At 45.8% G+C, this 22,568-nt stretch carries 22 protein-coding genes; 3 read left to right on the forward strand and 19 right to left on the reverse strand.

Features of this window, described 5'->3' with window-relative positions:
* Positions 1-528 precede the first annotated feature (528 nt).
* The 15 genes from BC343_RS30520 to BC343_RS31855 all read right to left on the reverse strand — a co-directional run bounded on the left by BC343_RS30520 (position 529) and on the right by BC343_RS31855 (position 14,425).
* Positions 529-1,203 carry a MarR family winged helix-turn-helix transcriptional regulator gene (locus BC343_RS30520; protein WP_078351602.1) on the reverse strand — a complete coding sequence of 225 codons (675 nt, stop codon included), beginning with the start codon at positions 1,201-1,203 and terminating at the stop codon, positions 529-531.
* Between the two features lie 18 nt (positions 1,204-1,221).
* Entirely contained in the window at positions 1,222-2,292 is a 1,071-nt protein-coding gene (locus BC343_RS30525) for an oxygenase MpaB family protein (RefSeq protein WP_078351603.1), read from the reverse strand.
* On the reverse strand, positions 2,267-3,535 hold the full coding sequence (locus BC343_RS30530) for an NAD(P)/FAD-dependent oxidoreductase (protein ID WP_162276983.1): 1,269 nt from the start codon (positions 3,533-3,535) through the stop codon (positions 2,267-2,269). Before BC343_RS30530 ends, BC343_RS30525 begins: the two co-directional genes overlap by 26 nt.
* An 8-nt stretch (positions 3,536-3,543) precedes the next feature.
* Positions 3,544-4,182 carry a flavin reductase family protein gene (locus BC343_RS30535; protein ID WP_078351605.1) on the reverse strand — a complete coding sequence of 213 codons (639 nt, stop codon included), beginning with the start codon at positions 4,180-4,182 and terminating at the stop codon, positions 3,544-3,546.
* 1 nt (position 4,183) lies between these two features.
* Positions 4,184-4,897, reverse strand: a complete 714-nt coding sequence (locus BC343_RS30540) for an SDR family NAD(P)-dependent oxidoreductase (RefSeq protein ID WP_078351606.1) — start codon at positions 4,895-4,897, stop codon at positions 4,184-4,186.
* Positions 4,894-5,541, reverse strand: a complete 648-nt coding sequence (gene folE / locus BC343_RS30545; protein WP_078351607.1) for a GTP cyclohydrolase I FolE — start codon at positions 5,539-5,541, stop codon at positions 4,894-4,896. Before folE ends, BC343_RS30540 begins: the two co-directional genes overlap by 4 nt.
* Positions 5,542-5,551: 10 nt before the next feature.
* The gene (locus tag BC343_RS30550) at positions 5,552-6,271 is read right to left on the reverse strand and encodes a lycopene cyclase domain-containing protein (protein WP_078351608.1); all 720 of its coding nucleotides are present in this window, start codon (positions 6,269-6,271) and stop codon (positions 5,552-5,554) included.
* Positions 6,268-6,738, reverse strand: a complete 471-nt coding sequence (locus tag BC343_RS30555; RefSeq protein ID WP_078351609.1) for a sterol desaturase family protein — start codon at positions 6,736-6,738, stop codon at positions 6,268-6,270. The genes BC343_RS30550 and BC343_RS30555 overlap by 4 nt, the downstream gene beginning before the upstream one ends.
* A complete protein-coding gene (idi, locus tag BC343_RS30560) occupies positions 6,735-7,262 on the reverse strand; it encodes an isopentenyl-diphosphate Delta-isomerase (RefSeq protein ID WP_143822412.1) in 528 nt (175 codons plus the stop codon). The genes BC343_RS30555 and idi overlap by 4 nt, the downstream gene beginning before the upstream one ends.
* The gene (locus BC343_RS30565) at positions 7,259-7,759 is read right to left on the reverse strand and encodes a hypothetical protein (protein ID WP_078351610.1); all 501 of its coding nucleotides are present in this window, start codon (positions 7,757-7,759) and stop codon (positions 7,259-7,261) included. Before BC343_RS30565 ends, idi begins: the two co-directional genes overlap by 4 nt.
* Positions 7,756-8,592 carry a phytoene/squalene synthase family protein gene (locus tag BC343_RS30570; RefSeq protein ID WP_078351611.1) on the reverse strand — a complete coding sequence of 279 codons (837 nt, stop codon included), beginning with the start codon at positions 8,590-8,592 and terminating at the stop codon, positions 7,756-7,758. The genes BC343_RS30565 and BC343_RS30570 overlap by 4 nt, the downstream gene beginning before the upstream one ends.
* Positions 8,589-10,073: a phytoene desaturase family protein gene (locus tag BC343_RS30575; RefSeq protein WP_078351612.1), complete on the reverse strand. Its 1,485-nt coding sequence runs from the start codon at positions 10,071-10,073 to the stop codon at positions 8,589-8,591. Before BC343_RS30575 ends, BC343_RS30570 begins: the two co-directional genes overlap by 4 nt.
* A 457-nt stretch (positions 10,074-10,530) precedes the next feature.
* The gene (locus tag BC343_RS30580) at positions 10,531-13,638 is read right to left on the reverse strand and encodes an ATP-binding protein (RefSeq protein WP_078351613.1); all 3,108 of its coding nucleotides are present in this window, start codon (positions 13,636-13,638) and stop codon (positions 10,531-10,533) included.
* Between the two features lie 331 nt (positions 13,639-13,969).
* Complete coding sequence (locus BC343_RS30585) at positions 13,970-14,194, reverse strand: helix-turn-helix domain-containing protein (RefSeq protein WP_078351614.1); 225 nt, start codon at positions 14,192-14,194, stop codon at positions 13,970-13,972.
* A gap of 108 nt (positions 14,195-14,302) precedes the next feature.
* Positions 14,303-14,425 (reverse strand): hypothetical protein, encoded by a 123-nt coding sequence (locus tag BC343_RS31855; protein WP_262493488.1) that lies wholly within the window; start codon positions 14,423-14,425, stop codon positions 14,303-14,305.
* A 166-nt stretch (positions 14,426-14,591) separates the two neighbouring features.
* On the opposite strand from BC343_RS31855, the gene BC343_RS30590 reads away from it, so the two are divergent.
* Together BC343_RS30590 and BC343_RS30595 are read left to right on the forward strand one after the other, a co-directional pair.
* Complete coding sequence (locus BC343_RS30590; protein WP_078351644.1) at positions 14,592-15,275, forward strand: DUF421 domain-containing protein; 684 nt, start codon at positions 14,592-14,594, stop codon at positions 15,273-15,275.
* A gap of 99 nt (positions 15,276-15,374) precedes the next feature.
* On the forward strand, positions 15,375-15,644 hold the full coding sequence (locus tag BC343_RS30595; RefSeq protein WP_078351615.1) for a DUF3072 domain-containing protein: 270 nt from the start codon (positions 15,375-15,377) through the stop codon (positions 15,642-15,644).
* 82 nt (positions 15,645-15,726) lie between these two features.
* On the opposite strand, the gene BC343_RS30600 is transcribed toward BC343_RS30595, so the two are convergent.
* The 3 genes from BC343_RS30600 to BC343_RS30610 form a co-directional block, all read right to left on the reverse strand.
* On the reverse strand, positions 15,727-15,930 hold the full coding sequence (locus BC343_RS30600) for a hypothetical protein (protein WP_078351616.1): 204 nt from the start codon (positions 15,928-15,930) through the stop codon (positions 15,727-15,729).
* Positions 15,920-16,216 (reverse strand): hypothetical protein, encoded by a 297-nt coding sequence (locus BC343_RS30605; protein ID WP_143822413.1) that lies wholly within the window; start codon positions 16,214-16,216, stop codon positions 15,920-15,922. The genes BC343_RS30600 and BC343_RS30605 overlap by 11 nt, the downstream gene beginning before the upstream one ends.
* Before the next feature lie 61 nt (positions 16,217-16,277).
* Positions 16,278-16,721 carry an Hsp20/alpha crystallin family protein gene (locus BC343_RS30610; protein WP_078351618.1) on the reverse strand — a complete coding sequence of 148 codons (444 nt, stop codon included), beginning with the start codon at positions 16,719-16,721 and terminating at the stop codon, positions 16,278-16,280.
* A gap of 653 nt (positions 16,722-17,374) precedes the next feature.
* Between BC343_RS30610 and BC343_RS30615 the strand changes: the two genes are divergently transcribed.
* The gene (locus tag BC343_RS30615; protein ID WP_078351619.1) at positions 17,375-21,652 is read left to right on the forward strand and encodes a hypothetical protein; all 4,278 of its coding nucleotides are present in this window, start codon (positions 17,375-17,377) and stop codon (positions 21,650-21,652) included.
* A gap of 121 nt (positions 21,653-21,773) precedes the next feature.
* On the opposite strand, the gene BC343_RS30620 is transcribed toward BC343_RS30615, so the two are convergent.
* Positions 21,774-22,556 carry a hypothetical protein gene (locus BC343_RS30620; protein ID WP_078351620.1) on the reverse strand — a complete coding sequence of 261 codons (783 nt, stop codon included), beginning with the start codon at positions 22,554-22,556 and terminating at the stop codon, positions 21,774-21,776.
* Between the last annotated feature and the right edge of the window lie 12 nt (positions 22,557-22,568).

Below are 22,568 nucleotides of genomic sequence, written 5' to 3' on the forward strand. Positions count from 1 at the left end.
CGGAAAATAGACCAAGCTCTAAAATGGCCATACATGGATCTTGTACTAGATAAATATATCGCCTGATCGATATTGAATAAATTTATGATAGTTTTTGATTCGATTTACTATTATTGGGTACCCAATAATAACCTTATAATGAGGAGTATTAATCATGATATTGATGCAAAAAGCTCCCCCTTTTAAAGTCGTCGACCAGTCAGCGGACGCAGTCGCGTTTTGTTCCTGCGGTGCAAAGCGAATGGACATGCAACGTATCCGGCGCAGTTACCTGTAGCGGACATTATTGTTCTTGCTGCCGCTAAGGCGTTACCAATGTTTGCGACGCGAACGTAAAAGATCGGTATTAGTTTAAAAGCTTATCCACACAAGCCCATTATTCACAAAAACACCATCTGTAAAGTGGTTCCATCAGCCTTCATCTAAATAGCGGAGATGACGAAGCGTTTTCGGGAAGATATATGGAAAAATGAGTTTCAATCTAAGTGAGATGCGAGCGTATAAAATGAAATCCTTGATCTATTACGCTTATTTTTTTTCAAATGATGCCAGGTCCGCTTTAGTGGTGATCGTTCTCTTTTGATGGTGCTCAAAATGGAAATTCTCCAACCGTTGCAAAAGGTAAAGCAAATTAAGTTTTTCGGACTCGCTCAGGTCACCTGAGATCATTTTTCCAACATGCCCCATCTCGACGAAAACACGGTATAATACCTTACGGCCGGCATCTGTTATCGCGATATGTTTTCCACGCTTATCTTCAGCATTGTCCCATTGTTTGATCAGGCCCGCAGCAATAAGCCTGCGTATCACCTCCATGCCTGAAGTTTTTTCCTGGAGATTATAACTGATCAATTCTGTTTTGGACAGGTGTTCATGTGTGAGGAGGATGGCCATAGCAGTAAAATCCTCACCTGTTTGTAAAGGAGTACCGTCGAGTGTTTTTTTGATATATGATTTAGCGTAGCGGCTCATATATACGAAAAGCCTTCCGATAGCATTATCAAGTTGGAAGGCCATGGCCTGAGCGTATTGTTCCTCTTTCCCGAACCGTGGATCTGTCCTTGATAATTCGCCTAAAGGGCCACTGACCCTGCTTACAAGTAAACTTGTGAAATCTTGCAAGGATACTTCGCGCCCGTCGTTTTCCTCCTCCAGTGTTTCCACTAAGTTGAGCAGTTCGTGAATAAGCGCAAATGATCTCATCTTATATCAAATACAAATTTACAGCTTTTGTTTAACAACGACCGTTCCCTGGGCAAGAAATGACCGGTACGCCATCCGGTAGTTCGCAACCGGGTCACCTGCCGGTACTAGGCTTTTGAAGAAGTTAACAGTCCGTATCAGGCTGATCTTATATGCAGGCAGGTCAGGCGCCGTTATTCCTAATTGATCTGAAATTTCTTTTCCCAGCAGGTAGCGCATAAGTCCAAGAATATCATTTTCCGTTGCTTTGGTCTTATTGACGGATAAAATGTGCCTGGTCAATGACCTTGTAAGTTCGACACCATGATCTGATGCAGTAAATTGCCTTGCGGAAATAAGCCTATCCATTTTTTGCGCTTCCTTGGGGTTTTCGGATATCAGCTCATCCCGTAAACCAGTGAGTGAACCGATGACATTCCAAAGATGAATGAAAGCTTCCGATTCTTCCTGGCTGACCGTAAAACCCAATAAACGAAGGCCGCGAATAACGATCAGGGAAAATGATAAGTTGGTCCCCGCAATATCTTCCTGGTTGATCGGCACCCCCCATTTCGGATCCCACTTTCCGTTACTTAAGACATGATGTCTTATCGCGGCATGCATGATCCTTACTTTTAATATCTCTGAAAATCCTTTACCGCTCTCTGAAAAAGCATCGGGCGCCATGACATCCCAAACGAACAGCGCTGTTTCGAACAAGCGTTTAGTGGTATCGTTCCTGATCTTTTCTGAGAGATAAAGGACCATCGCACCATTTGCTGCGTTGTAACAGTATGGAAGCGACAACAGTCCTAACAGGCTCATGATCATTTCAGCATGGTTGCTGAAAAACACCGCTCCTTGTTTCATCTTGCGCGGCTCGGCCCAAACTGGTAATTTTTTGGCATTGGCTATAAATCCATAGCCCTGATATGAATTTTGAAACGTGATGAGGGAGTTATTGTCCGTCATATTGCTAAGCGCAGCCTGCAAACCCTGTTTATTCGCCCTATTTAATAGAACTTCGTCGACGAATCGATCCGCTTCGGCATCGCCTAACAACCGTTGGCTATCCATAAATGAGTTATCCAGCGGTTTTTGTCTCATCATTAATTGGTTTTGTTTTAAGGATCTCCTCTGCCGCGAGGCGGCCACTTTTCATCGCAGCATTGATGGAACCGTTAGACAAGTGGTCACCACAGATAAAGCAGTAGTCATTTAACTTGATGGTATAAGGTTCATTACTTACATGCTGATCTTGCGGCAAAGCATAATTGATACGATATGTTCTCAGGTGTTGCCAGTTGAACGCATCCGGGTACCAAACCGCCATTTCGCGGATCACCTCTGCTTGCAGTCGTTCGTTACTGAAATGAGTAATATCTGCGACTATAGAAACAGATATCAGCGCACCACCAACGGTACTATAAGCTTTCGAGATCTCGCTCATGACCGCAACATTGTTTACCAAACGATGCTCCATCGTATTCAGCGCGATGACAGGTTTGTTGAATGGCGGTTTTGGGGCCGCGAAATATAAATTCGTTACCTGATGCCATTTTTTTACCGGCCTCTGAAATGGCAGCGGCAGATCCAGTTCGTTCGTGGCGATCAGAACTGACGATGAACGGTAGGTATTGCCCGTCATAGTTGTTACGCAGTCTCTTTCTATCGAGCGGACCTTTTCGTTCAATATCAATTCTTCGGCAGTGAGGCCATCTGCCAATTGCTTCGGTATCATACCTATTCCCTGAGCAGGGATGGCGGCATCACCTTCGCTGAACATTTTGAAGACGAACTCGAACATCCGGCTCGAAGTGGCCAATTCCGTTTCCAGGAAAATGCCCGTCATAAAAGGCTTAAAGAACCTGTCGATCATTTGTTCGCTAAAGCCTTCTTGTCTCAGATAGGCTAAAGTCGGTATTTCAGGAACTGAAAAGATCTCATCTACGGAGGTTCCGCTAAGTTTCAACTTCAACCGTAACATTTTTAATTTGTCTGCAAGTGTTCCTGCCGAAGATGCTAATGTCTGAAATAAAGATAGCGGTCTCCGCAACGGATCGCCGATCTCGGAAACATCTTTGGCACCAAGGATCAGCGCCCCGGGATCGAAAGCCTTCAGATCCAGCCGATCATAGTCTAAAAATCGTTTGGCTTCAGGATAGGCGGTCAGCAAGACCTGGAAACCGCGGTCCAGCAAAAAACCATCTGCCTGATCGGTCCTCACCCTGCCGCCGATACCGTCAGAAGCTTCCAGTATTTTAATACGAACACCTGCAGCCTTAAGCACTTTAGCCGCGGTCAGGCCAGCCAGCCCGGCTCCGATGATCAGTACATCCGTTCCTTTTTCCATGGGTGCCATTATTGATCGAACTTCGTTGGCTGCACGCCGGGTTTAGCATAAGTTAACCGCCCGACAAATTCCGCTGAAAAATAACTATCCAAACCTGCTACCGTCATTGTGCCTGCCTCCATATGGTCAATAGTGCCGTCGCCGGTGATCACCTGTTCGTCAAGCAGGATATGTGCCACTTCACCGATCAGGATCGTGGTTGCATTCAGCTCCATATCGATCACTTCACGAAGTTCGAGGCCGATGCGCACTGTCGACTGCTGTACGAAAGGGGCTTTAAACCCCGGGGAATATAGTTTTTTAAAACCGCATGCATCAAATTCTGAAACGCCGGAGGGATAGCTGGCACTGGTCTGATGCGCTAGTTCATACCAGTCCGGCAAGACGTTGTTCAAGGTGTATTGGCCCGTTGCGCGGATATTGCGCAAGGTATCATTGTGTTCCCGCTGTGGCCGCATGACCAACCCGATGAGTGGAGGATCTGCACCGAGGTGGAAGACGGAACTGACCAGGCAAAGGTTAGTGACCCCATCTTCTCCGGCAGTGCCCAGCAAATGAAGCGATTTGTAACCACCCAGGCTATTGACCAAATTGATGCGGTAGAATTTCTCCATCGCCAGGATCTCGCTGTTATTGATATGCTTCATATTAAGTTTTTAATTTGCCTAAACCACCGTCGATGCCGATCACTTGCCCGGTCATCCAACCGCTCTCTTCCGCCAGTAAAAATGCGATCGCCTGGCTAATATCAGCAGGTTCACCATACTTGCCGAGCGGGTGCCTTTTAGCAGAGGCTTCTTTTTTTTCAGGTGTGCTTAATAATTGTTTTGCCATTGGCGTATCTGTTAAGGATGGCGCTACCACATTGACGCGGATGCGCTGGGCAGCGAGCTCCGCCGCCAGCGATAAGGCCAGTCCTTCTACCGCTCCCTTGGCAGCTGATATACTGGCGTGGTACGGCATACCGGTACGGGCAGCTACGGAACTGATCAATACGATAGATGCAGTGCCTGCCGCTTTAAGCATTTTGAGTGAATGCTGGATCAGCCGGGCCGCACCAAGAACATTCAGCCGGTAATCCGTTAAAAAATCGTCTTCCGACAGCCGGTTGAACGGTTTCAGGTTGATACTGCCGACCGCATATACCAAACCGTCCAATGTTTCCGGTAGAAAACCAGGTATTGCATCAAGATCGCCGGTAATATCTAAAGGCAGGTGGTGCATACCTTCCCGCCAATCCGGCGATACCGTCCTGGATACGACATAAACCCGGGCACCCAGCTCGCTCAGCAGGTTGGCGAGTGACAGGCCGATACCGGAACTCCCACCGGCGATCAGAATATTTTTTCCTTCAAAGTTCATAAGTTGATATAACTCAAAAATTCTTTCTTCGTCTCCGGTTCTAAAAACTTTCCGCTGTACTCCGCGGTGAGCGTCATGCTGTCGGTATCCTTAACGCCACGGCTGGAGACACAATGATGGTGGGCGTCAATAATGACAGCCACATCATCCGTTTCCAGTGCTTCCTTGAGCATCATGGCGATCTGGATGGTCAACCTTTCCTGCAATTGCGGACTCTGGGAGCAATACTGCACGATGCGGTTCAATTTGGACAGGCCGATCACCTGCCCGTTACTGATGTAAGCGACATGGGCTTTACCGGTAATAGGGACAAAATGATGTTCACAGTTGCTAAACACGGCGATGTTCCGCTCCACCAGCATCTGCCCGTATTGAAAAGGGTTCTTGAACAAGGCCGGCACCGGTTTATTGGCCGGGTCAAGCCCGCTAAAAATTTCCTTCACATACATTTTGGCCACGCGTCTGGGCGTATCGCGTAAGCTGTCATCTGCCAAGTCCAGCCCGAGGGCCTGCATGATCCCGGCGAAGTGATGTTCGATCAACTTCATTTTAGCATCATCATCGAGTTCAAAGGCATCGGTCCTTAGCGGCGTATCGAATGCGATAGATCGTTCATTTTCTGTAATCGTATCTTCTGTTAACATGTATTTTTAATTAGGCCATTATTAATAATGCTTTCCTGTCTTTCTTAGCCTGACGGTATTGCGTTTGAAGTATCTGGTTATAAATCATCAAATTGAGCAGCACCAGGGACATGCCATAGAATACATCCTCAACAGGGATAGTAAGGACGCGCAGGCCGAATATCTGTTTGGTGTCATACCAAACAACGGGGGCGGCAAGCCCCGTACCGGTCAGCAAACCATTGACCAGCAGGAAAGGAAGTAAGAGCAGCAGATAGGTTTGGTAAAAGCGGGATAACCAGGAAACATGCAGCACAAAGCGCGCTGCAAATATCAGTATCCCCAATGCCGCAAAAGTTGAGGCGGTGTACAGTTGCTTATAATGGAAGGCGGACAACAATATGGAGCTTACAACGAGCAGTATACTGAGCAGCAGTTCGGCTGTTTTACCGAACCCTTTTTGAGGTAAGCTGGCATAGGTAAATACGCAGGCATAAGGAATACACCAAAAGAACAATACTTCTTCTAATGGTAAATTGAAAACGAAAAGCCCGGTCAGGTAATCGGGGTTGAAACCCCAAACCTTCAGGTGCGTAAAATAAATGTCCCAGCAGATAAAAAGCGCCCCGGTGATGATCATAGCCGGGAATAGTGCGTGCCATTTTTTGTAAAACTTCAGCCGGGGGTGAAAAGAGAACAAAAACGGAAAGAGGAATGAAAAAAAATCGATCAGCAAATAAGTGAATCTCATATGGCTTTCTCCTTTTTGACCTCCTTAAAATATTTCAGCGGCACCCATAACATTCCGAAACATTCCCCATCTTCTTTCCCCAAGTGCTTATGGTGCATTTTATGCGCCCGCCTGATCGCTTTCAGATAAGGGTTATTAGAATTCCGTAATACCCTCAAACGCTGATGGATGAACAGGTCATGAATGAAAAAGTAACATGCGCCGTAAAGCGTGATCCCTGAACCGATACAGGTCCAAAGCGGCAAATGGGATAGGGTTCCAACTGCCAGCGCAGCGATACCCGGGATCGCGAAGACCAGGAAGAACAGGTCGTTCCGCTCCAGGAAATCAAAATGCTCTTTGTGATGGTGATCGCGATGCAATGTCCAGAAAAGCCCATGCATAATATATTTATGGGTTACCCAGGCCACACCTTCCATTCCGAGGAAGGCCGCCAAAACGGTCAAAGTATAGATCAGCCAGTTCATGCGCCTTGTTTTTGTTTAAATGTTTCCAGTACCCGGTCGTAACATATTTGCAGCCAGGCGGTGTAAAGTTCCGGCTGTTCTTTTAAAGCTACCGACAGTTTTTCCGGGTCTTGATAGCAGTGATCTGCGATCTCTGCGGGATCAGGCCGGGGGGCTTCGTCACTAAAACCGATCAGCACATGGTCATATTCGTATTCGGTCAGCCCATTAGGGAATTCATGGCGGTAAACGAAAGTGAATAATTCTTCCAATTCACAAGTTAGCCCTGTTTCTTCCATCAATCGCCGTTTACCGGCATCCAGAACATCTTCTCCCGGCCGCGGGTGGCCGCAGCAGGAATTGGTCCAAAGGCCGCCGGAATGGTATTTTTCCAATGCTCTTTGCTGTAACAGCAACTTCCCGGAACTGTTGAACACGAAGATGGAAAAAGCACGGTGTAACGCTCCCTTAAGATGGGCTTCCATCTTTTCCATTACTCCGATTCGTTGATCATCATGATCCACCAGCATCACTTCTTCTATCAATTGCTTAGCCCTTTCAATTCCGCAGCTGTAAGATTTGCAGAGGTCTTTAAATAGTTAACGATCATGGTTTTCAATTCGGTATCAGGGGTTACCTGAAGGTGTTCTAATAAGAACCTCCGGTCCATACCAGTGGCTGCCCGATAATTTAAGAAAGCCGGTAGGTTGCTTTGGATAGAGAACCGGATGAACCGCATTTCTAAGTTAGCCGTATCCTTGCTGATCGCGTGTTCGATCCAGGCTTTTCCACGGCTGAAGCTTTCCAGTTTAACCATGGGATTTATACTATATTTAGCCTGCACCATTTCAACTGCGCCTTTATAACAATACAAGGAAGGCGTGGAATTGCTGTCGACATCTACTAATAAATTTTTAAGGATGCGTGCGTCGGTTGCCGAAATAGCCGCACGTTGGTATAGCTGGCGGACCTTTGAAATATCAGCCGGCTGGGACCACATCAACCCACTTAACAGGAAAACTGAAAATAAGATCAATTTCATAACACATTCAAATTTATCCTCACCAGCGAATCTGCCATTAACCAAAGCTTGCGGCTGTTCGAAACACGTATCCTTGTGCTCATCAATTGGTCAGGCGGAAGGCAGGTGATCTTTTTAAAAAGTTTAAGATAATAAACATAGGCCAGGTACACGCCTTTGCGGCAGGAACGAGGCAATAGCTTTATCCCGCGTAAAGCATCCCTAAATTCGCCTTCAATATCTCTCTCGATCGCTTTTTTATCTAAGTCAGAGAACGAGGACATATTTACTCCGGGGAAATAGGTACGTCCCAGGCTGATATGGTCCGCCTTTAAGTCCCGCAGGAAATTAACTTTCTGGAAGGCAGAGCCCAGTTTCATTGCCGCTTCCCTTAACCGCCCGTAATCTTCAGGGTCACCGTTCGTGAAGACCTGAAGGCACATCAGCCCGACCACCTGCGCGGAGCCTAAAATGTATTCTTCGTATTTGTCCGGCGTATATACCTGTTCATCCAGGTCCATTTCCATGCTTTTTAAGAACTGATCGATCAGTTCGTGAGGTATGCGGTACTGATTAACGACCATCTGAAAGGAATTCAATACTGGGTTGACGCTGATCCCGCGTTCGATCGCCAGAAAGCAATCCGCGCGCAGTTCCGACAATAACGTCTTTTTATCATAGTCGTGAAAACTATCGACGATCTCGTCAGCAAGCCGGACAAATCCATATATCGCGTAGACAGGCTCGCGGATATCCTGACCCAGGAAATAGATCCCAAGTGAGAAGCTCGTGCTGTAGAGCCGGGTTGTTGCACGGCTGCAATGCGCTGATAATTTATCGAACCGTTCTTTCATTTCTTTTGCTTGAGGTATTTGATCAGTTGCCCGGCAGCGACTTTTCCAGAGATGATCGATGGCGGCACGCCAGGGCCGGGTACGGTTAACTGGCCTGCGTAAAAAAGGTTATCAATATGTTTATTCCTGATCGCAGGCTTAAGGTTGGCGGTTTGCCTTAAGGTGTTTGCCAGGCCATAGGCATTACCTTTATAAGCATGATAATCGGCCTTGAAATCGTTTACACAATAAGATCTTTTATAGTCTACTTTATCGCGTAATGGCAAACCTGCATAACGCTCTAAACGGTCCATGACCTTCTCAAAATAGCGCTCACGAAGCGCCACGTTATCATCAAGGCCGGGTGCCAGGGGCATCAGGATAAATACATTCTCATGTCCGACAGGTGCGACCGTATCGTCAGAACGGGACGGGCAGCAAACATAAAAAAGCGGATCTGACGGCCACTGGGGGCGCTTATAGATCTCATGCGCGTGTTTTTCGAGGCTGGTGTCAAAAAAAAGGGTATGATGTGCCAGTTTATCTACCCTGCATGACAGGCCCAGGTAAAAGATCAGCGCTGAAGGTGCTAACACCCGGCTGTCCCAGTATTCAGCAGCATAATTACGGTGTTCCGGCCGAAGCAATCGCTGTTCGATGTGGTTATAATCTGCTGCTGCAAGGACGCCATCATAACCGGCCTCCCTTAATGGAGTTCGCACGGTGGAGACCTTTCGTCCTGATACCGTCAATGATGTCACCGGTTCATTTTCAAAGAAACGAACACCTTGGCGTTCACATATGGTTCTCATAGCTTCAGACACTTTTCCAAACCCTCCCATTGGGTACCAGGTACCTAATTGCAGGCCTGCGTAATTCATCAGACTGTACAATGCAGGTGTATCTTCGGGCATGGCACCTAGAAAAAGCACGGGAAACTCCATCAACGCGATCAACTTTGGATGTGAAAAATACTTGCGTACGTGATCACGGAAATTCGTAAAGGCCTGTAGTTTAAAGATCCCCTTAAAAAGGTCCAGATCGATGAATTCAAAATAAGAGAGGCCCGGTTTGTAGACGAGCTTATCCATACCGACTTTATACTTGTAAGCAGCTTCTTTTAAAAAGGCCCGTAATTTTTCAGCGCTTCCGGCCTCCACACTTTCGAATAGTGTATATAGTTCGTCAGATCTGTCAGGGATCGCCAGCGCCTCATTTTCAGGGAATACCATCACGAAACCGGGGTCCAGCCTTTTTAATTCATAAAAATCTCCCGGGCGATAACCGAAATCGTCAAAAAATCTTTCGAAAACATCGGGCATCCAATACCAGCTCGGGCCCATATCAAAGATGTAACCCTGCTGAGAAGCTTGCCTGGCACGGCCGCCGCTGCTTTCATTTTTTTCAAATATATCGACCCGGTATCCCGCACGGGACAAATATGCTGCTGCGCTTAAACCTGCAAAACCGGAACCGATGACCGCGACCTTTGATGTATCCACTAAGTTTTTATTGAGAAAGCAATTTTAGTATATAATTGTTCTATAAATAATAATTTAGTATTAAATTAAACCAAAATGATATTTATTTGACAATAATTCGCCCCTCAATTAGCAAATACTAGCCTACAACTTCAGATCGAGTCAATATTTTCAGGCCGACCACAAGCATTGCATGTCATTTAACTTTAGCTTCAAAAGCATCATCTTATTCGTTTTATTTTTTCACGCCCTTGTATTCTCCTGCATCCTGCTGCCGAAAGGGCTTACAAAAGAAAATAAACCAAGGCTATGGCTTGGCCTGGTCGTGATTTTAAGCGCAAGATATGTCTTCCCACTGATGTGTGGTTACGGCGGATGGTATTCTGAACCGCGTTAAGGTTTCATCATGTCAGGGACATCAATAAAAAAAGCCACCAGTTGACCGACTAGTGGCTTGAATATTTCTCGTTATGAACAGTTACGCTTTCTCTTCGAGCCAGGCAGCACCGCTTTCCGGATCGCCAAAGAATCGCGTCTCGACCAGTCCCGGCGTGGTATCAGCAGCTTTTTCTGCGGACATCCGGCTGAATGTGCTGGGCGAATAGACCCACGCAAAATATCTCAGGCCGGCTGCGGCCATTTGCGGGAACCAGACCTGTGCGGCCCAGTCAGACGCCTCTGACCAGCTTCCCAGAACGTGAGTATTGTCATTCAGTACTTTACTGACCCCGGCCCTCTTCAGCATTTCCAACATTTTCATGCCGCCCCGCTGCACGCTTTCAACGGTTTGGAAACCTTTCCAGTCAACATCCAGCCTGGAGAGTGCCACATTATGTTCGATGGTTATCGACCGGTCGTTATAATAACCCTCAGACTCCGTGATACGATCTTCCTCATTGGTTTGGAGGGGCAACCGGAAAAAAAAGGTAGAACCTTCGCCTTCGGCACTTTCTAGCCATAAAGTACCATTGTGGCGTTTGATGATCTCCGAGGATATATAGAGCCCAAGCCCCAGGCCCTCGAAGCGCATCGCCGTGTTATCGACCCGGTAATACCGGCCAAAAAGATGTTCGATATGTTCTCTGGCGATCCCGATCCCAAAATCCTGAACGGAAACAACGATACCGTGATCCTGCACCGTTGCGTTAACGACGACCCGGGTGGCCTCGGGAGAATACTTGACAGCATTAGTCAGGATATTGTTCATGACCTGTTCCAGCCGGAGCCTGTCGCCGGAAAAGTCCACATCATCTGCCTTTTCTAAAATGATCGCGTGCCGTTCACTTTTCAACTGCACACTCTCGATAGATTCCAGCAGCATTTCCCTGAAGCTGAACGGCTGGATATCGTAAACCATCTTGCCTGCATTGATCCGCGTCACGTCAAGGAGGTCATTGATCAGTTTCTCCAATCGGAATATATGATGGCTCGATTTCTCCAAGAAAGTGCCCAGGTTCTCCGCTTTATTCATCCGGCGCATGATCTGGTTAAAGGCCTTGATACTGGTAAGGGGTGTTTTCAGTTCATGGCTCGCGATCGATAAGAACTCATCCTTTTTTTGCTCATTACTTTTTTGGATCTCGATATTAGTATTAGTACCCAGCCAGGAGACGATCTTGCCATTTTCCCGGTAGGGTACTGCACGGGCGAGGTGCCAGATGTAATTACCGTTCTTCATCCTCAAACGGAACTCGACCTGGTATTCCCGGCCGCTGGCCAATGCCTTTTCCCACATACTCAGCGTAGCCGCTACGTCATCAGGATGTATGAATTTCTGCCAACCCTGCCCAACGATCGCGGCCCCGTCCTCGCCGAAATCCCCGGCGACCACCTCGTTCACGTAATTCAGTGCGCCGTCAGGGGTCGCGGTCCAGACCTGCTGAGGTATCGCATTGAGCATAAAACGGAAGCGCTCTTCGCTTAGCTCCAATTTACGCTTGCTGATGAACTGCTCGGTCACGTCCTGGCATAACACCATGACGCCGGTCACCTGGCCACTGGATTCGCGGTAGGGTTGATAAGTAACATTCAAAAAGCCATTGATCATGCCGCCGTTACTGTAGGCCATATATGGTTGATCGGCCAGGTAAAGCGGCTCCCCATTGTCACGCACCCTTTCTATCACAGGCCTGAAGGTACTTGCAGTTTCCGGTATGATATCGAAGAGCGGCCTGTTCTCTAATTCCGCTACCGTACGGCCGATCAGCCTCGCGTAAGTATCATTGACGATAAGTGTCGTAAGGTCTTTTCCGGTGACCAGGATAATGCCGACCGAGGCATCCCTGACCAGGTTCCGGAACCGCTCATCACTTTCCGCCAGCCCGGCAAGCGTACGCTGCAAATGTTTTTGTGTTTCGCCTAACTCTTCATTCGTGGCCGCGAGTTCTTCGTTCGCCGAGGTCAGTTCCTCATTGGCGGCGTTGATCTCCTCGTTCAACGCCTGCTGTTCTTCATAGCTTTCTTCCAGTTCCCGGGTGCGTTCAAGGACCCGGGCCTCTAATTCATCGGTGAGGCCATTCAACCGCTGCTGGGCCTGATGCAATTCTTCATTCGTGGCCGTGAGCTCTTCATTCGCTGCACCAAGTTCCTCGTTCAGGGCCTGCTCCCGCAGGTAAGCCTCATTGATCTCTTTCGCATAGGCATTATTGAGGATCGTACCCGCCTGCCGGCCCACCGCCTCCATGAATTGCATATAGTCATCATCGAGGCGTTTGCGGGGGGAAACGCCCAATACCATATGGCCCCTGAGCCGCGTGTCGCCGTTGGAAATAGGCACGATAACCGCTTCTTTGACCGGCTCATTATATGAACTCATTATAGGCCCGGGCAAACACGCATCCAGGTCATTGACGGCTAATGGTATTCCCGAAAACGCCGTACTTTCTATCAGCGAGGAAATAAAGGGTAAGCTTTCTTCAGGGATCGACAGATGCCCGCTTAGCGATACGGGATGGCCTTCGGGCCCGCTGCCCGAAAAAAGCGCACAGAAACAGATATCATCAGTTGCAAGGCCCAGGATCGCGCAGATCAGTTCGGCCGCCTCGGCAACACTGTCCGACCGGTTCAGGTTCTCCCAAAAAGAAAGCAAAAGCGCATTCCGGCGTTCGTTGATATGCCGGTAGGTCGTTTCGATAACGGCATTGAACACGCCGCCGACACTGCCATCCGGAGCTACGATGGGTGACAGCGTATAATCGAAATAACACTCCTCTTTATAGCCGTAACGGTTCATTAACAACAGGGCATCAGGTTGCCTGATCGACTCCCCTGTCTTCAGAACTGCATGGAACTGGTCCTTCAACCCGTCCCAGATCTCCGGCCACACTACGGCACCCGGTTTACCCAAGGCCCAGGGGTGCTTATCCCCTGGAATGGAACTCCAGGCATCATTGTATAGCAGGGTAAATTCCGGCCCCCAATAGATCGCGATCGGAAATCCGGAATTAAGGCTGATACTGATCGCTGACCTTAAGCTGTCGGGCCATTGCTCCGGCGAGCCAATAGCCGTAGCGGTCCAATCCATCGCCCTGATCAGGCCACCGGCCTGGCCGCCACCGTTAAGGAAAGTATAGGACGCTGCAGACAATTTTTATAGATCTTAAGTTAAATAATAGAAATTATGCGCACGCCGTGGTAAACGCCGGAAATATGGCAAATGTTTGAGTGGTTCAACTACAAAAGCAACTTTTTTGGTGATAATGTGTATCAGTAAACGGCCATAGATGATCTTGTTATAGGATCGATGAAAAGGTGTTACACTGCTCGTCCCTTCGCGTACTGCAACGCTACCTTAAAGCTATATAATTTATATTTGGTTTTTAGGCCGCCCTTATCACGATCGACCGGCAACCGGATCACCTGTCACAGATGTTTTGAATTAAAACAAAAAGCGGCCAGATGTCAAGATAGCTACTATTTCAGGCAACTTTTAATACCGGCAGCAAGAGTTCGTCGAGGCCGATGCCCAAAATTTCACAGACGTGTAAGGCTCGTATCAGCGTGATATTACATTGGCCCAATTCAAATTTACTATAGGCATTTTGAGATATGCCGAGTTGTTGGGCCACATACTCCTGTGAGTAATTTACTTTGAGCCTCCTCTGGCGTATGGCTTCGGCGATGATGTATCCGTTATATGGCATAAAAAATAATGAAGCAGGTTCTAAGTTTCGAAACTTGGTATTTCCTAAGTACGCATTTGCTGTTTAAATGGTTTAGTAAAATTCATACTACAGCACCTCTTTTTTTAGTTAAGGGTAAATTTCTATTCGGCCTGTTGCGGGGTTCTGTTGGTCTATTTGCAGGCCGAAATGTTCAAAGTAATTTTCGGGCACATCAGCCGGTGCCTCGTCCTGCCAATAGCCAATTGTCACAAGATCGGTTTTTCAGCATGAAATACAGATCCAGGGCGCTAAAGGTATTCCGGAAAAAGACATGAGAACGATATTTTTAAAGTGGCCAGGCACTGAGCGTCATTTCTGCTGACCGGTCATAACAAAAACCGGTATGCCGTGTTCCTATAAAATGATCTCTGTTCAAATGGCTATAGACTGGCACACCATTTTTATCAATGACCTCGATCTTCCCTATGCCCTGGAGATCGCGATCAGGACGGTACTCATGTTCCTCTTTGTATTGCTGCTGTTAAGGCTTTCTGGCAAGAAAGGGGTCAGGCAGCTCACGATCTTCGAGGTGGCTATCATCATCGCGCTGGGTTCAGCCGCCGGCGACCCCATGTTCAATAAGGACATGGCGATCCTCCCGTCATTACTGGTCTTTGCCCTGATCCTCGGGGTGTACCGGTTATTGACCTATTTTGCTGCCCGTAACGAAAAAATAGAAAGCTTATTGGAGGGCGACCCTATGTACATCATAGAGGATGGGATGTTCACGATGGAAGAAGAAAGCCACAAGGCTTTTGCGAAAGACGAGTTCTTTGCCGAGATGCGTGCGGCCAGCATCGAACATGTCGGCCAGGTCCGTATCGCCCTACTGGAAACTAACGGGCAGGTCAGTTTTTACTATTACAGCGATGAGGATGTCAGGCCTGGCCTGCCTGTTCTCCCTAAGCCTTATAGCGAGCGCACAAAGCACATCGTCAAGCGCGGAGCATATGCATGTACCTTTTGCGGTAAGGTCTCGAAGTTGAGCAAGGCGACAGCTTGTGACCGCTGCGGGCATGAGGAGTGGGTCCCGGCTATTGATACCCGACGGCTGGCCTGAAAGACCGTGCATCCGCCACGAAGTAATGTTTGATGAACAGGCCTGCATTTTTTTAAAACTCAACTGCCGGATCATTGTTACTAAATAAATTAGCAAGCCATGATACCGAGCAACGATAAGGAGGAAAAACTTTTCAGGGATGATGAGGGCCTCACAAATGAAACACCGAACCAAGGTTCAAATACCATTAAAGATCCGGACAACTGGACGACCGGAGATGAAAAGATGACCGGTGCCCAGCATTCCTATTTGACCACGCTGAGCACAGAAGCAGGGGAAGCGTTCGATGAAAGCCTGACCAAGGCCGAAGCTTCTAAACGTATCGAGGAATTACAGCACAAAACCGGCCGCGGGCTTGAAAATAATTGAGCATCCGGATTTTCAGATGCCTAATAGCACAGTTTTCAAACTTAGTACCAAATAAAAAGCAGCCGTTAAGGGCTGCTTTTTATTAATATTGGCCTGCCCAGTCATCATCATCCTGCGGCCTGCGGAACAGTATATTGGCCAGCCAGCATACAATGGCAGCGGCCCGCAATTGTTTGGCGTTTTCTGAAGGGCCATGTCCGGAGATAAAGCCCGTAAGCTCCCATACGGCCCCTATGATCACGAGCGCGATCACTAAAGCCTGTATCATGATCTTTTTATTCTTCATATGCCTTCAGATTTTTTTGGCGGAAAACCTCGCGGGTGATCAATTTGCAATTAGCGGCCAGTTCGTTTAGGCAACAGCATTTTGTCCGCACTTTCACCGGCAGCAAGCCATCTTTTTCCATCAGGTCGACATGTAACAGAGCCGTTCCGGACGGGGCCTCGTTCCCCTGTAAGCTGTCGAACAGAACCGCTGCCGCCAGCGGGTCATCGCCGATCCCGAATTCACCGAATACCATAAAACTGTCCGGTGTTCTTAAACTGAGCAATAAAGAGAACCGATCTTCCATAAGCTATTAATGATAAAAAGGCCCCGCAAGCAGGGCCTCTCAATAAACGATACACTTAATTTTACTTGATCTCGATCTGGCGGCGCACCATTTTAGCTTCTTCGCGTTTCGCGATATCGACCTTTAATACACCGTCCGTGTAAGCAGCCTCGATGTTTTCGGCATCCGCGCTTTCAGGCAGCGTAAAGGAACGCACCCAGGATGCGTAGCTGAATTCGCGTTTACTGTAGTTCTTTTGCTGATCGCCATTCTCAGTACGCTGCTCTGCCGAGATGCTCAGTACATTTCGGTCAAGGTTCAGCTTGATATCCTCTTTTTTCAGGCCCGGCGCGGCAAGTTCCACATGAAAATGATCCTCGGTCTCACTGATGTTCGCCGCAGGCACCCGGCTGGTCAGGCGGTCATTAAAAAAGGTGTCGTTGAAGATGGAATCGAACACGTCATTAAAGCCTGGCATTAATGAACCATTGTTACGTTTGTCAGAATTGAATTTAACCAGTGTCATAGGTCTTTCCTCCTTAATTTAATAATGATCAAAACTTATAATTAATTAAACTGGTAAAGAACGATCAAGCGCTGTGCCAATGTGCAAAACATCGGCTAACCACTGAAAAAATTGCAGGCCAAATGAAATTTTTTCAGTTTTAAAATGACAGATCTTCGATCTCGGCAGCCACACTAGGTATATAAATATATAATCCTTATGATAGGACCGAGCAATAATTCGGCAGGATTCAGAGGCTGAGATAAGGTATCGCACTGATTTGTTGTTCCGCAAACGCAAGGCTTGAATGACAAAAGTTCACCAGTTAAGACCCCTGCCTGCCCGATGCTATCGATATGTCGACCTGCTTTTCTGCATCAAAGCCCGTTAATGTTTCGATGATGGCATATTACGTGGACAGCCCGGATAGACACGCGAAAAACATTAATTCTGCTGGTAATTTATGCATACGTTATAAATTAAATAGTAAGGTGATAATGTTCAGTTATCTATTATATAACAGTTTTACTATTTTTTGGATATTTTCTACTATTAAATCGCAAAACTCTGTAATGATTCTCATTCATAGCAAATTCCTCGACTATGAAAGGTTTACACCGTAGCCTTTAGACGCTTTATTTTTTCAAGAGCCTTATGTTAGCTATCTTTAAAAAATGAACTGGAATGCCTTTAATCCGCACAATGATAGTTATGAAGATGCTTTTGAAGCATTTTGTATTCAGATCTTTGAGCATCACCTGCGTCGATTTTATAAAAGTGAATTATCCGAGTTCTTTGCAATATCAGGTGCTGGAGGCGATGGTGGTGTAGAAGCTTACGGTGTAGTTCAAAATGGCACGATTGGTTTACAGGCGAAATGGTTCCGCACCGCACTTACTGCCGGCCAGATTGGTAAAATAAAAGCATCCATTTTAACCGCTTTGAAAATACGCCCTGAGATCATTGAGTATATAATTTGTCTGCCTAAAAAAATCAATGCTAAAAAAAGCACTAAAGGCAAAAAGATTACAGCTAATGATGAGCAGCAGCGGATTGAGGCCATGGAAGCAACCGTCAAAAAAACATATCCTGATCTCAAAATAACCTGGTGGTTTAGTAACCAACTACTTGAACAATTAGAAAACCCTGATTGCCAGTTCATCGAACCTTACTGGTTTGGAAGGAACTTTTTGACCTTAGAGAAGCTCAGAAGCAAATTTTCAAATCAAAAAAAACACGCCTGGCTAAAAGCGCGGTATGTCCCTGATCTAAATGCAGAGGGTGTTATTGCGTCGCATTACGACGAATTATGTCTGGGCGATGATTTTAAAGAAGATTTAAATCTGAAACTGGATAAACTCTCCACGCGGTTAAGCCAGGCTGAGGATTTAATCAAGCATTATATTCCCACGGTCGAAGACGACGAGCAGCTAAAACAAGGCCTCGAAAATGTAATCATCAGTTTCGGGGAACACCAGGCCAACATCATGCTTTTAAAGGATGCAACTGAAAAAAACAAAGAGGAAGTTCAGTTGAAGGCCTTGCCGGAATATGGCGTTTGGAATTTAAAATTGGCTTTAGACCGTAACAGGCCAACCAATGTCCAGCGGCCATTGGTCAAAAAACTATCTGATGCGCTTGATGAAATTCACAAAATTCACGTAACGCAATATTTGACAGCATTGAGCGACCATTTAAAGCGCAAAATTAAGATTCTTTTTGGTGGCCCCGGTACGGGCAAAACGCAAGGACTGGCGTTTTGCACTTCAAAACACCTTGCCGGTAACCAACCAGCCCTGATAACGCCGGCGAAAGGCACGCCCTGTAACAACTGGACACAAATACTTTCTGCGGCATTGGAATACCCGGAAAGAAATGCTGACGAACTTTTTATTGCACTGGAGGCTTTAGCAATCCTTGAAATGCGCAGGCTCGCACTCGAAGCTCCCAATAAGAAAAAGACGGCAATTGTACTCATCGCTGTTGATGGGTTGGAGGAAGATGTGAACCACTGGGTAAATTGGTATGACCGTATCAATGACACGGAGAATTTGGTTAAAGAATATCCAAGATTAAGGTTTCTATTTTCAGCCCGTGGATACTTCAACGATCATGAAAGGCTTTCCGAGGACGTTCCCTTTGAACATGTTATTCTGCCGGACGATGGCGATGTATCTGTTTGGGATGCAGCACAGATATATTTTAGCCCGCAACATTTCAATATTCGGAATGTCAGTGAATCGGTAATGGCTCGTATCGAGAGTTTGTACGCTTTGAAACTGTTCAGCGAGTTGTACCAGGGAAAAGACCTTGCTACAAGAGAAGATGTGCATACTGACCTCCGCTCGCTGCTTATCAAGAAGATCAACGTATTAGATGAAGAATTTAAAAACAGCAGCGACAGGAGTTTTTCGCATTCTTCGGCACCGGTGTCCGATGTGCTGACTGTAATTGCCAATCAATTTTATAATAAAAACAAGTTGGAAAGAACAGCGCTGTTAGGAATATTAACCAAAGAAATCCCGTCGCTCACTTATTCTGAATTAGAACACATGCTTGATTTCCTGGCAGACAGAGCGGTACTAACCGCCGGGCATGTGGCTGTAGACGATATTATCAAAACGCATGAGACCATTTATTATGTGTCATACCAGTCCATTATTGAGCACGTTATTACAGAGAATATTTACAAGAGCATAATCGAGGGCCGCATCGATCATATCCCTGAAATTATTATCAGCGGCTTGGTTGCCCCGCGAAGCACACCCCGTATAGACCCCGAGGCCATTTTTCCCAATGAAACGATAATAGAAGCTATCCTGAAAAGAGTTTTCTTAAAAACAGGAAAATTGGTAGGCGAAAACGGCTATCTGTCTAACAACCTGGAACCAAATTCCATTCCGGGATTACAAATGGTGGTGTTGGCGGTGGCCAGCGAATCGCTCGGTCAACAGTATGATGCATTAGTAACCCAGTGGCTTCAATCAGGGCATTGGCACCAGCAAAACTTGTTTATCAGACTGATCAGGCCGGCAACAAAATTACGGACGTATTTTAACGCGATGTGGTTACATCGCAAACTTATCGCTATTCCTACGGTTTTTGAACGTGATAAATTTCTTTGGGCAGATCGCCGCCAAAGAAATGAAGATAGCTATGTTGGCTTAGAATCAGCTATTTACCCGTTTGCCAACTATGATACATCCCTTTATCCATTTGATACTTTCGACCAGGAGCCTTTGATTTATGCATGGTGCTTATCTTCTCCGAACCGAAGCTTTCGCCGGGAGATCAGGTCATCGTTACTGAACTGGGCAAATTTAAATATCACAGAGTGGACAAAATTATTGTCCCTGATGATAGAACTGGATGATACGCAAACTATAGAAGACCTTGCCTCTGTAACGCTTGGTTTAGCCCACACCTTAAAAAAAGCGGATGATATCAAAATAATTGCGGAGTGGGCTATCGAACATATCTTTAAAAATCGCGACCGTTTTGTCAGCAGCCGTATACGGGAAGGATTCAGGAGTATTGTAGAAAAGGCTTTTGAAAATGGGGTGCTTACCAGCGAAGGTGCACAAAAGGCAAGGCCGTTACATTTTGACCAGGTAAGGTTCATTCCATTAGCGAAAGATGTCCTCTCTAAAGCTGGTGAGCAATTTTATCCCATTATCAGCGATCTGGCCTGGTATGTTATTGATGATGGTTATAAAGCGTTTTTAGAGGACAGCTATAATGCAGAAGTTTTCAAAGAAGAAGACTGTCATGCTATCCATTTTTTGAAAGATTACGCTGTGAATTACAATTTGGATAACCTCTCGCCACATATTTGGGCTTGTGGTGCGGCCATTGCCTGGATCAGAGAAAAATTCGGGTTTAAAGACACCACCGGCACAATGGCCCATTTACCCTCACATGGTGAAAAAGGCATCATCATGTATTTTGCCGAAAAATACGTGTGGCAGTCCGTGTATTATCTACAGGGGTATCTTTCTGAGCACCTGAAATTAGTTCAGCATAACCATTTTGTTGAAACTTATAGCGCACTAACGAATTTGCCCAACCCGTCGGAAGGCATTATGCATAACGGTAATCTCTTAAATGATTACTATGATTTTTCTCCGCCGGTTTGGGTGATCCCGGAAAACCTCGTTAAGACGGTTGCTTTGAATGATTCACTTACCGAAAATATCCGGCATGAGATCGATGGAAAGCCACATCTGAATTTGCCGTCTTGGTTAAATCATAGGGACGATAATGGTAAAGACTGGACACACCTGTACAATGAAGTTATGCTCGAAGATAAAAATGGCGTTGTATATGGTAGGCTTACCGCAAATGCTATCCTTATTAAACCATCCGAGTTTAATGATCTTTTGAAGGTCATTAAAGAATCACCAAAAACTATTTATTTTACAAGCGGTTTAGATACTTTATTCGCTCATACTTCAGGAAGTTTTTATCAAAACCCCAGTAATATCGTTGCGAATAAATTCCTTGTTGAAAATGGCAGTAAGACAGAATTGGTTATTGACGATGAAGATTGCTGGCTTAACCATTCAATCATAAAGGTTATAAAATCGGATAATAACGATGAACTGTATTATTTTCTCCCATCCAAATTAGTACGGGAAATTACCGGAATTGAGCAATTAAAAGGGAAGCGACTAAAAGACAAGGATGATCAAACCATCGGTTTCGTAACCAATACTGAAGACCTGGAAACAAAAGATGAACAAAAGCTTACCTTTATTTTAGCGGATAAGATTGACAGCGGACTTGAAACTTCCGGTTATCAAATGATTTGGTTTATTGAATTGTTTAAACGAACGACTTTGAAAACTGAGAAAGATATTCTTTTTCTAAGGCGGACACAAAAATATTTGGTTTGGAAAGAAGATGGTCGTTATAAATCAGTAAAATTTTGGGACAAGGATTCATCCAATTAAACAGAGGGCCTTGATTAATTATGTAATACAAAGTTAACCGTATCATCGATCTGTCTGTGGTGTTATAATTTGTTATTATTTAGTTTGGGGCACGATTTTTCGTAAAAATGAATGTCTTAGATTAATTGTATACTATAAATTCAAGAAACCGTATACCAAATTCCGTGAGCCACATATAGTAAAATATCTTACCACTGTAAGTACCCATTCCTTTGTCGATCAATAATCCTTTAGCGTACAACGATTGCTTATAATATAAATATTCAGCGTCTGTTAGTTGGAAATAATTTGCTTCCCGGAAAGTTTGAAGAGTTAATATATTTTGATTGTAAGCTTCCTTTATTTCCTGGTTTTCGTTATACACCTTTGTCAATTCATCAATTCGCATTTGGTTCACGGCAGCGTTGATTTTTAACTCGTTAAGTTCTTTCCCTTGAGCTTCCAGATCGTCCAAAACCTTTTGCTGTTCAGCTTTGATCGGATAGTAGGCGTTATGCCATTCCAAATGCGCTTTAAGAATAGAAATGGCGACCTCATCCAAGCTTGCTATGAGTTCCAGACAAATTTCTACGCTGCCTGCATCTGCACTCGGATGATGTATCTGGTGAATGAGAATGCTGCGAAAACGAAGGTGTTTCTCTTTTGATTTAGTTTGTAAAACTTTTCGCACCACTGACTCAAATAGGTCACAAAAATCTTCCGTTCTGATTGTTTCCGGTTGGATATCCGGGTTTTCAGAAAAGTATTCAGCAAGCATTTGCGTAAAATTATTCAGGCGTCCTTGCTTCACTCTCCCCCAGTAATCAAAAAAACCTTCGTTTAGAAGACCGCCAACCCAAGGAACAGCACTAAACAGTGACTTAACTACAGATATTCCTATTTCTTTACTTTGATATTTTTTCACTTAGAGATGGGC

The sequence above is a fragment of the Mucilaginibacter pedocola genome, from assembly GCF_002013915.1.
Taxonomy (GTDB): Bacteria; Bacteroidota; Bacteroidia; order Sphingobacteriales; family Sphingobacteriaceae; genus Mucilaginibacter; species Mucilaginibacter pedocola.

Bases quoted from the DNA above. Each gene is read 5' to 3' on its own strand.
- BC343_RS30520 (WP_078351602.1), bottom strand. From the start codon at position 1,203: ATGAGATCATTTGCGCTTATTCACGAACTGCTCAACTTAGTGGAAACA.
- BC343_RS30525 (WP_078351603.1), bottom strand. From the start codon at position 2,292: ATGATGAGACAAAAACCGCTGGATAACTCATTTATGGATAGCCAACGG.
- BC343_RS30530 (WP_162276983.1), bottom strand. From the start codon at position 3,535: ATGGAAAAAGGAACGGATGTACTGATCATCGGAGCCGGGCTGGCTGGC.
- BC343_RS30535 (WP_078351605.1), bottom strand. From the start codon at position 4,182: ATGAAGCATATCAATAACAGCGAGATCCTGGCGATGGAGAAATTCTAC.
- BC343_RS30540 (WP_078351606.1), bottom strand. From the start codon at position 4,897: ATGAACTTTGAAGGAAAAAATATTCTGATCGCCGGTGGGAGTTCCGGT.
- folE (WP_078351607.1), bottom strand. From the start codon at position 5,541: ATGTTAACAGAAGATACGATTACAGAAAATGAACGATCTATCGCATTC.
- BC343_RS30550 (WP_078351608.1), bottom strand. From the start codon at position 6,271: ATGAGATTCACTTATTTGCTGATCGATTTTTTTTCATTCCTCTTTCCG.
- BC343_RS30555 (WP_078351609.1), bottom strand. From the start codon at position 6,738: ATGAACTGGCTGATCTATACTTTGACCGTTTTGGCGGCCTTCCTCGGA.
- BC343_RS30565 (WP_078351610.1), bottom strand. From the start codon at position 7,759: ATGAAATTGATCTTATTTTCAGTTTTCCTGTTAAGTGGGTTGATGTGG.
- BC343_RS30570 (WP_078351611.1), bottom strand. From the start codon at position 8,592: ATGAAAGAACGGTTCGATAAATTATCAGCGCATTGCAGCCGTGCAACA.
- BC343_RS30585 (WP_078351614.1), bottom strand. From the start codon at position 14,194: ATGCCATATAACGGATACATCATCGCCGAAGCCATACGCCAGAGGAGG.
- BC343_RS30590 (WP_078351644.1), top strand. From the start codon at position 14,592: ATGGCTATAGACTGGCACACCATTTTTATCAATGACCTCGATCTTCCC.
- BC343_RS30595 (WP_078351615.1), top strand. From the start codon at position 15,375: ATGATACCGAGCAACGATAAGGAGGAAAAACTTTTCAGGGATGATGAG.
- BC343_RS30600 (WP_078351616.1), bottom strand. From the start codon at position 15,930: ATGAAGAATAAAAAGATCATGATACAGGCTTTAGTGATCGCGCTCGTG.
- BC343_RS30605 (WP_143822413.1), bottom strand. From the start codon at position 16,216: ATGGAAGATCGGTTCTCTTTATTGCTCAGTTTAAGAACACCGGACAGT.
- BC343_RS30610 (WP_078351618.1), bottom strand. From the start codon at position 16,721: ATGACACTGGTTAAATTCAATTCTGACAAACGTAACAATGGTTCATTA.
- BC343_RS30615 (WP_078351619.1), top strand. From the start codon at position 17,375: ATGAACTGGAATGCCTTTAATCCGCACAATGATAGTTATGAAGATGCT.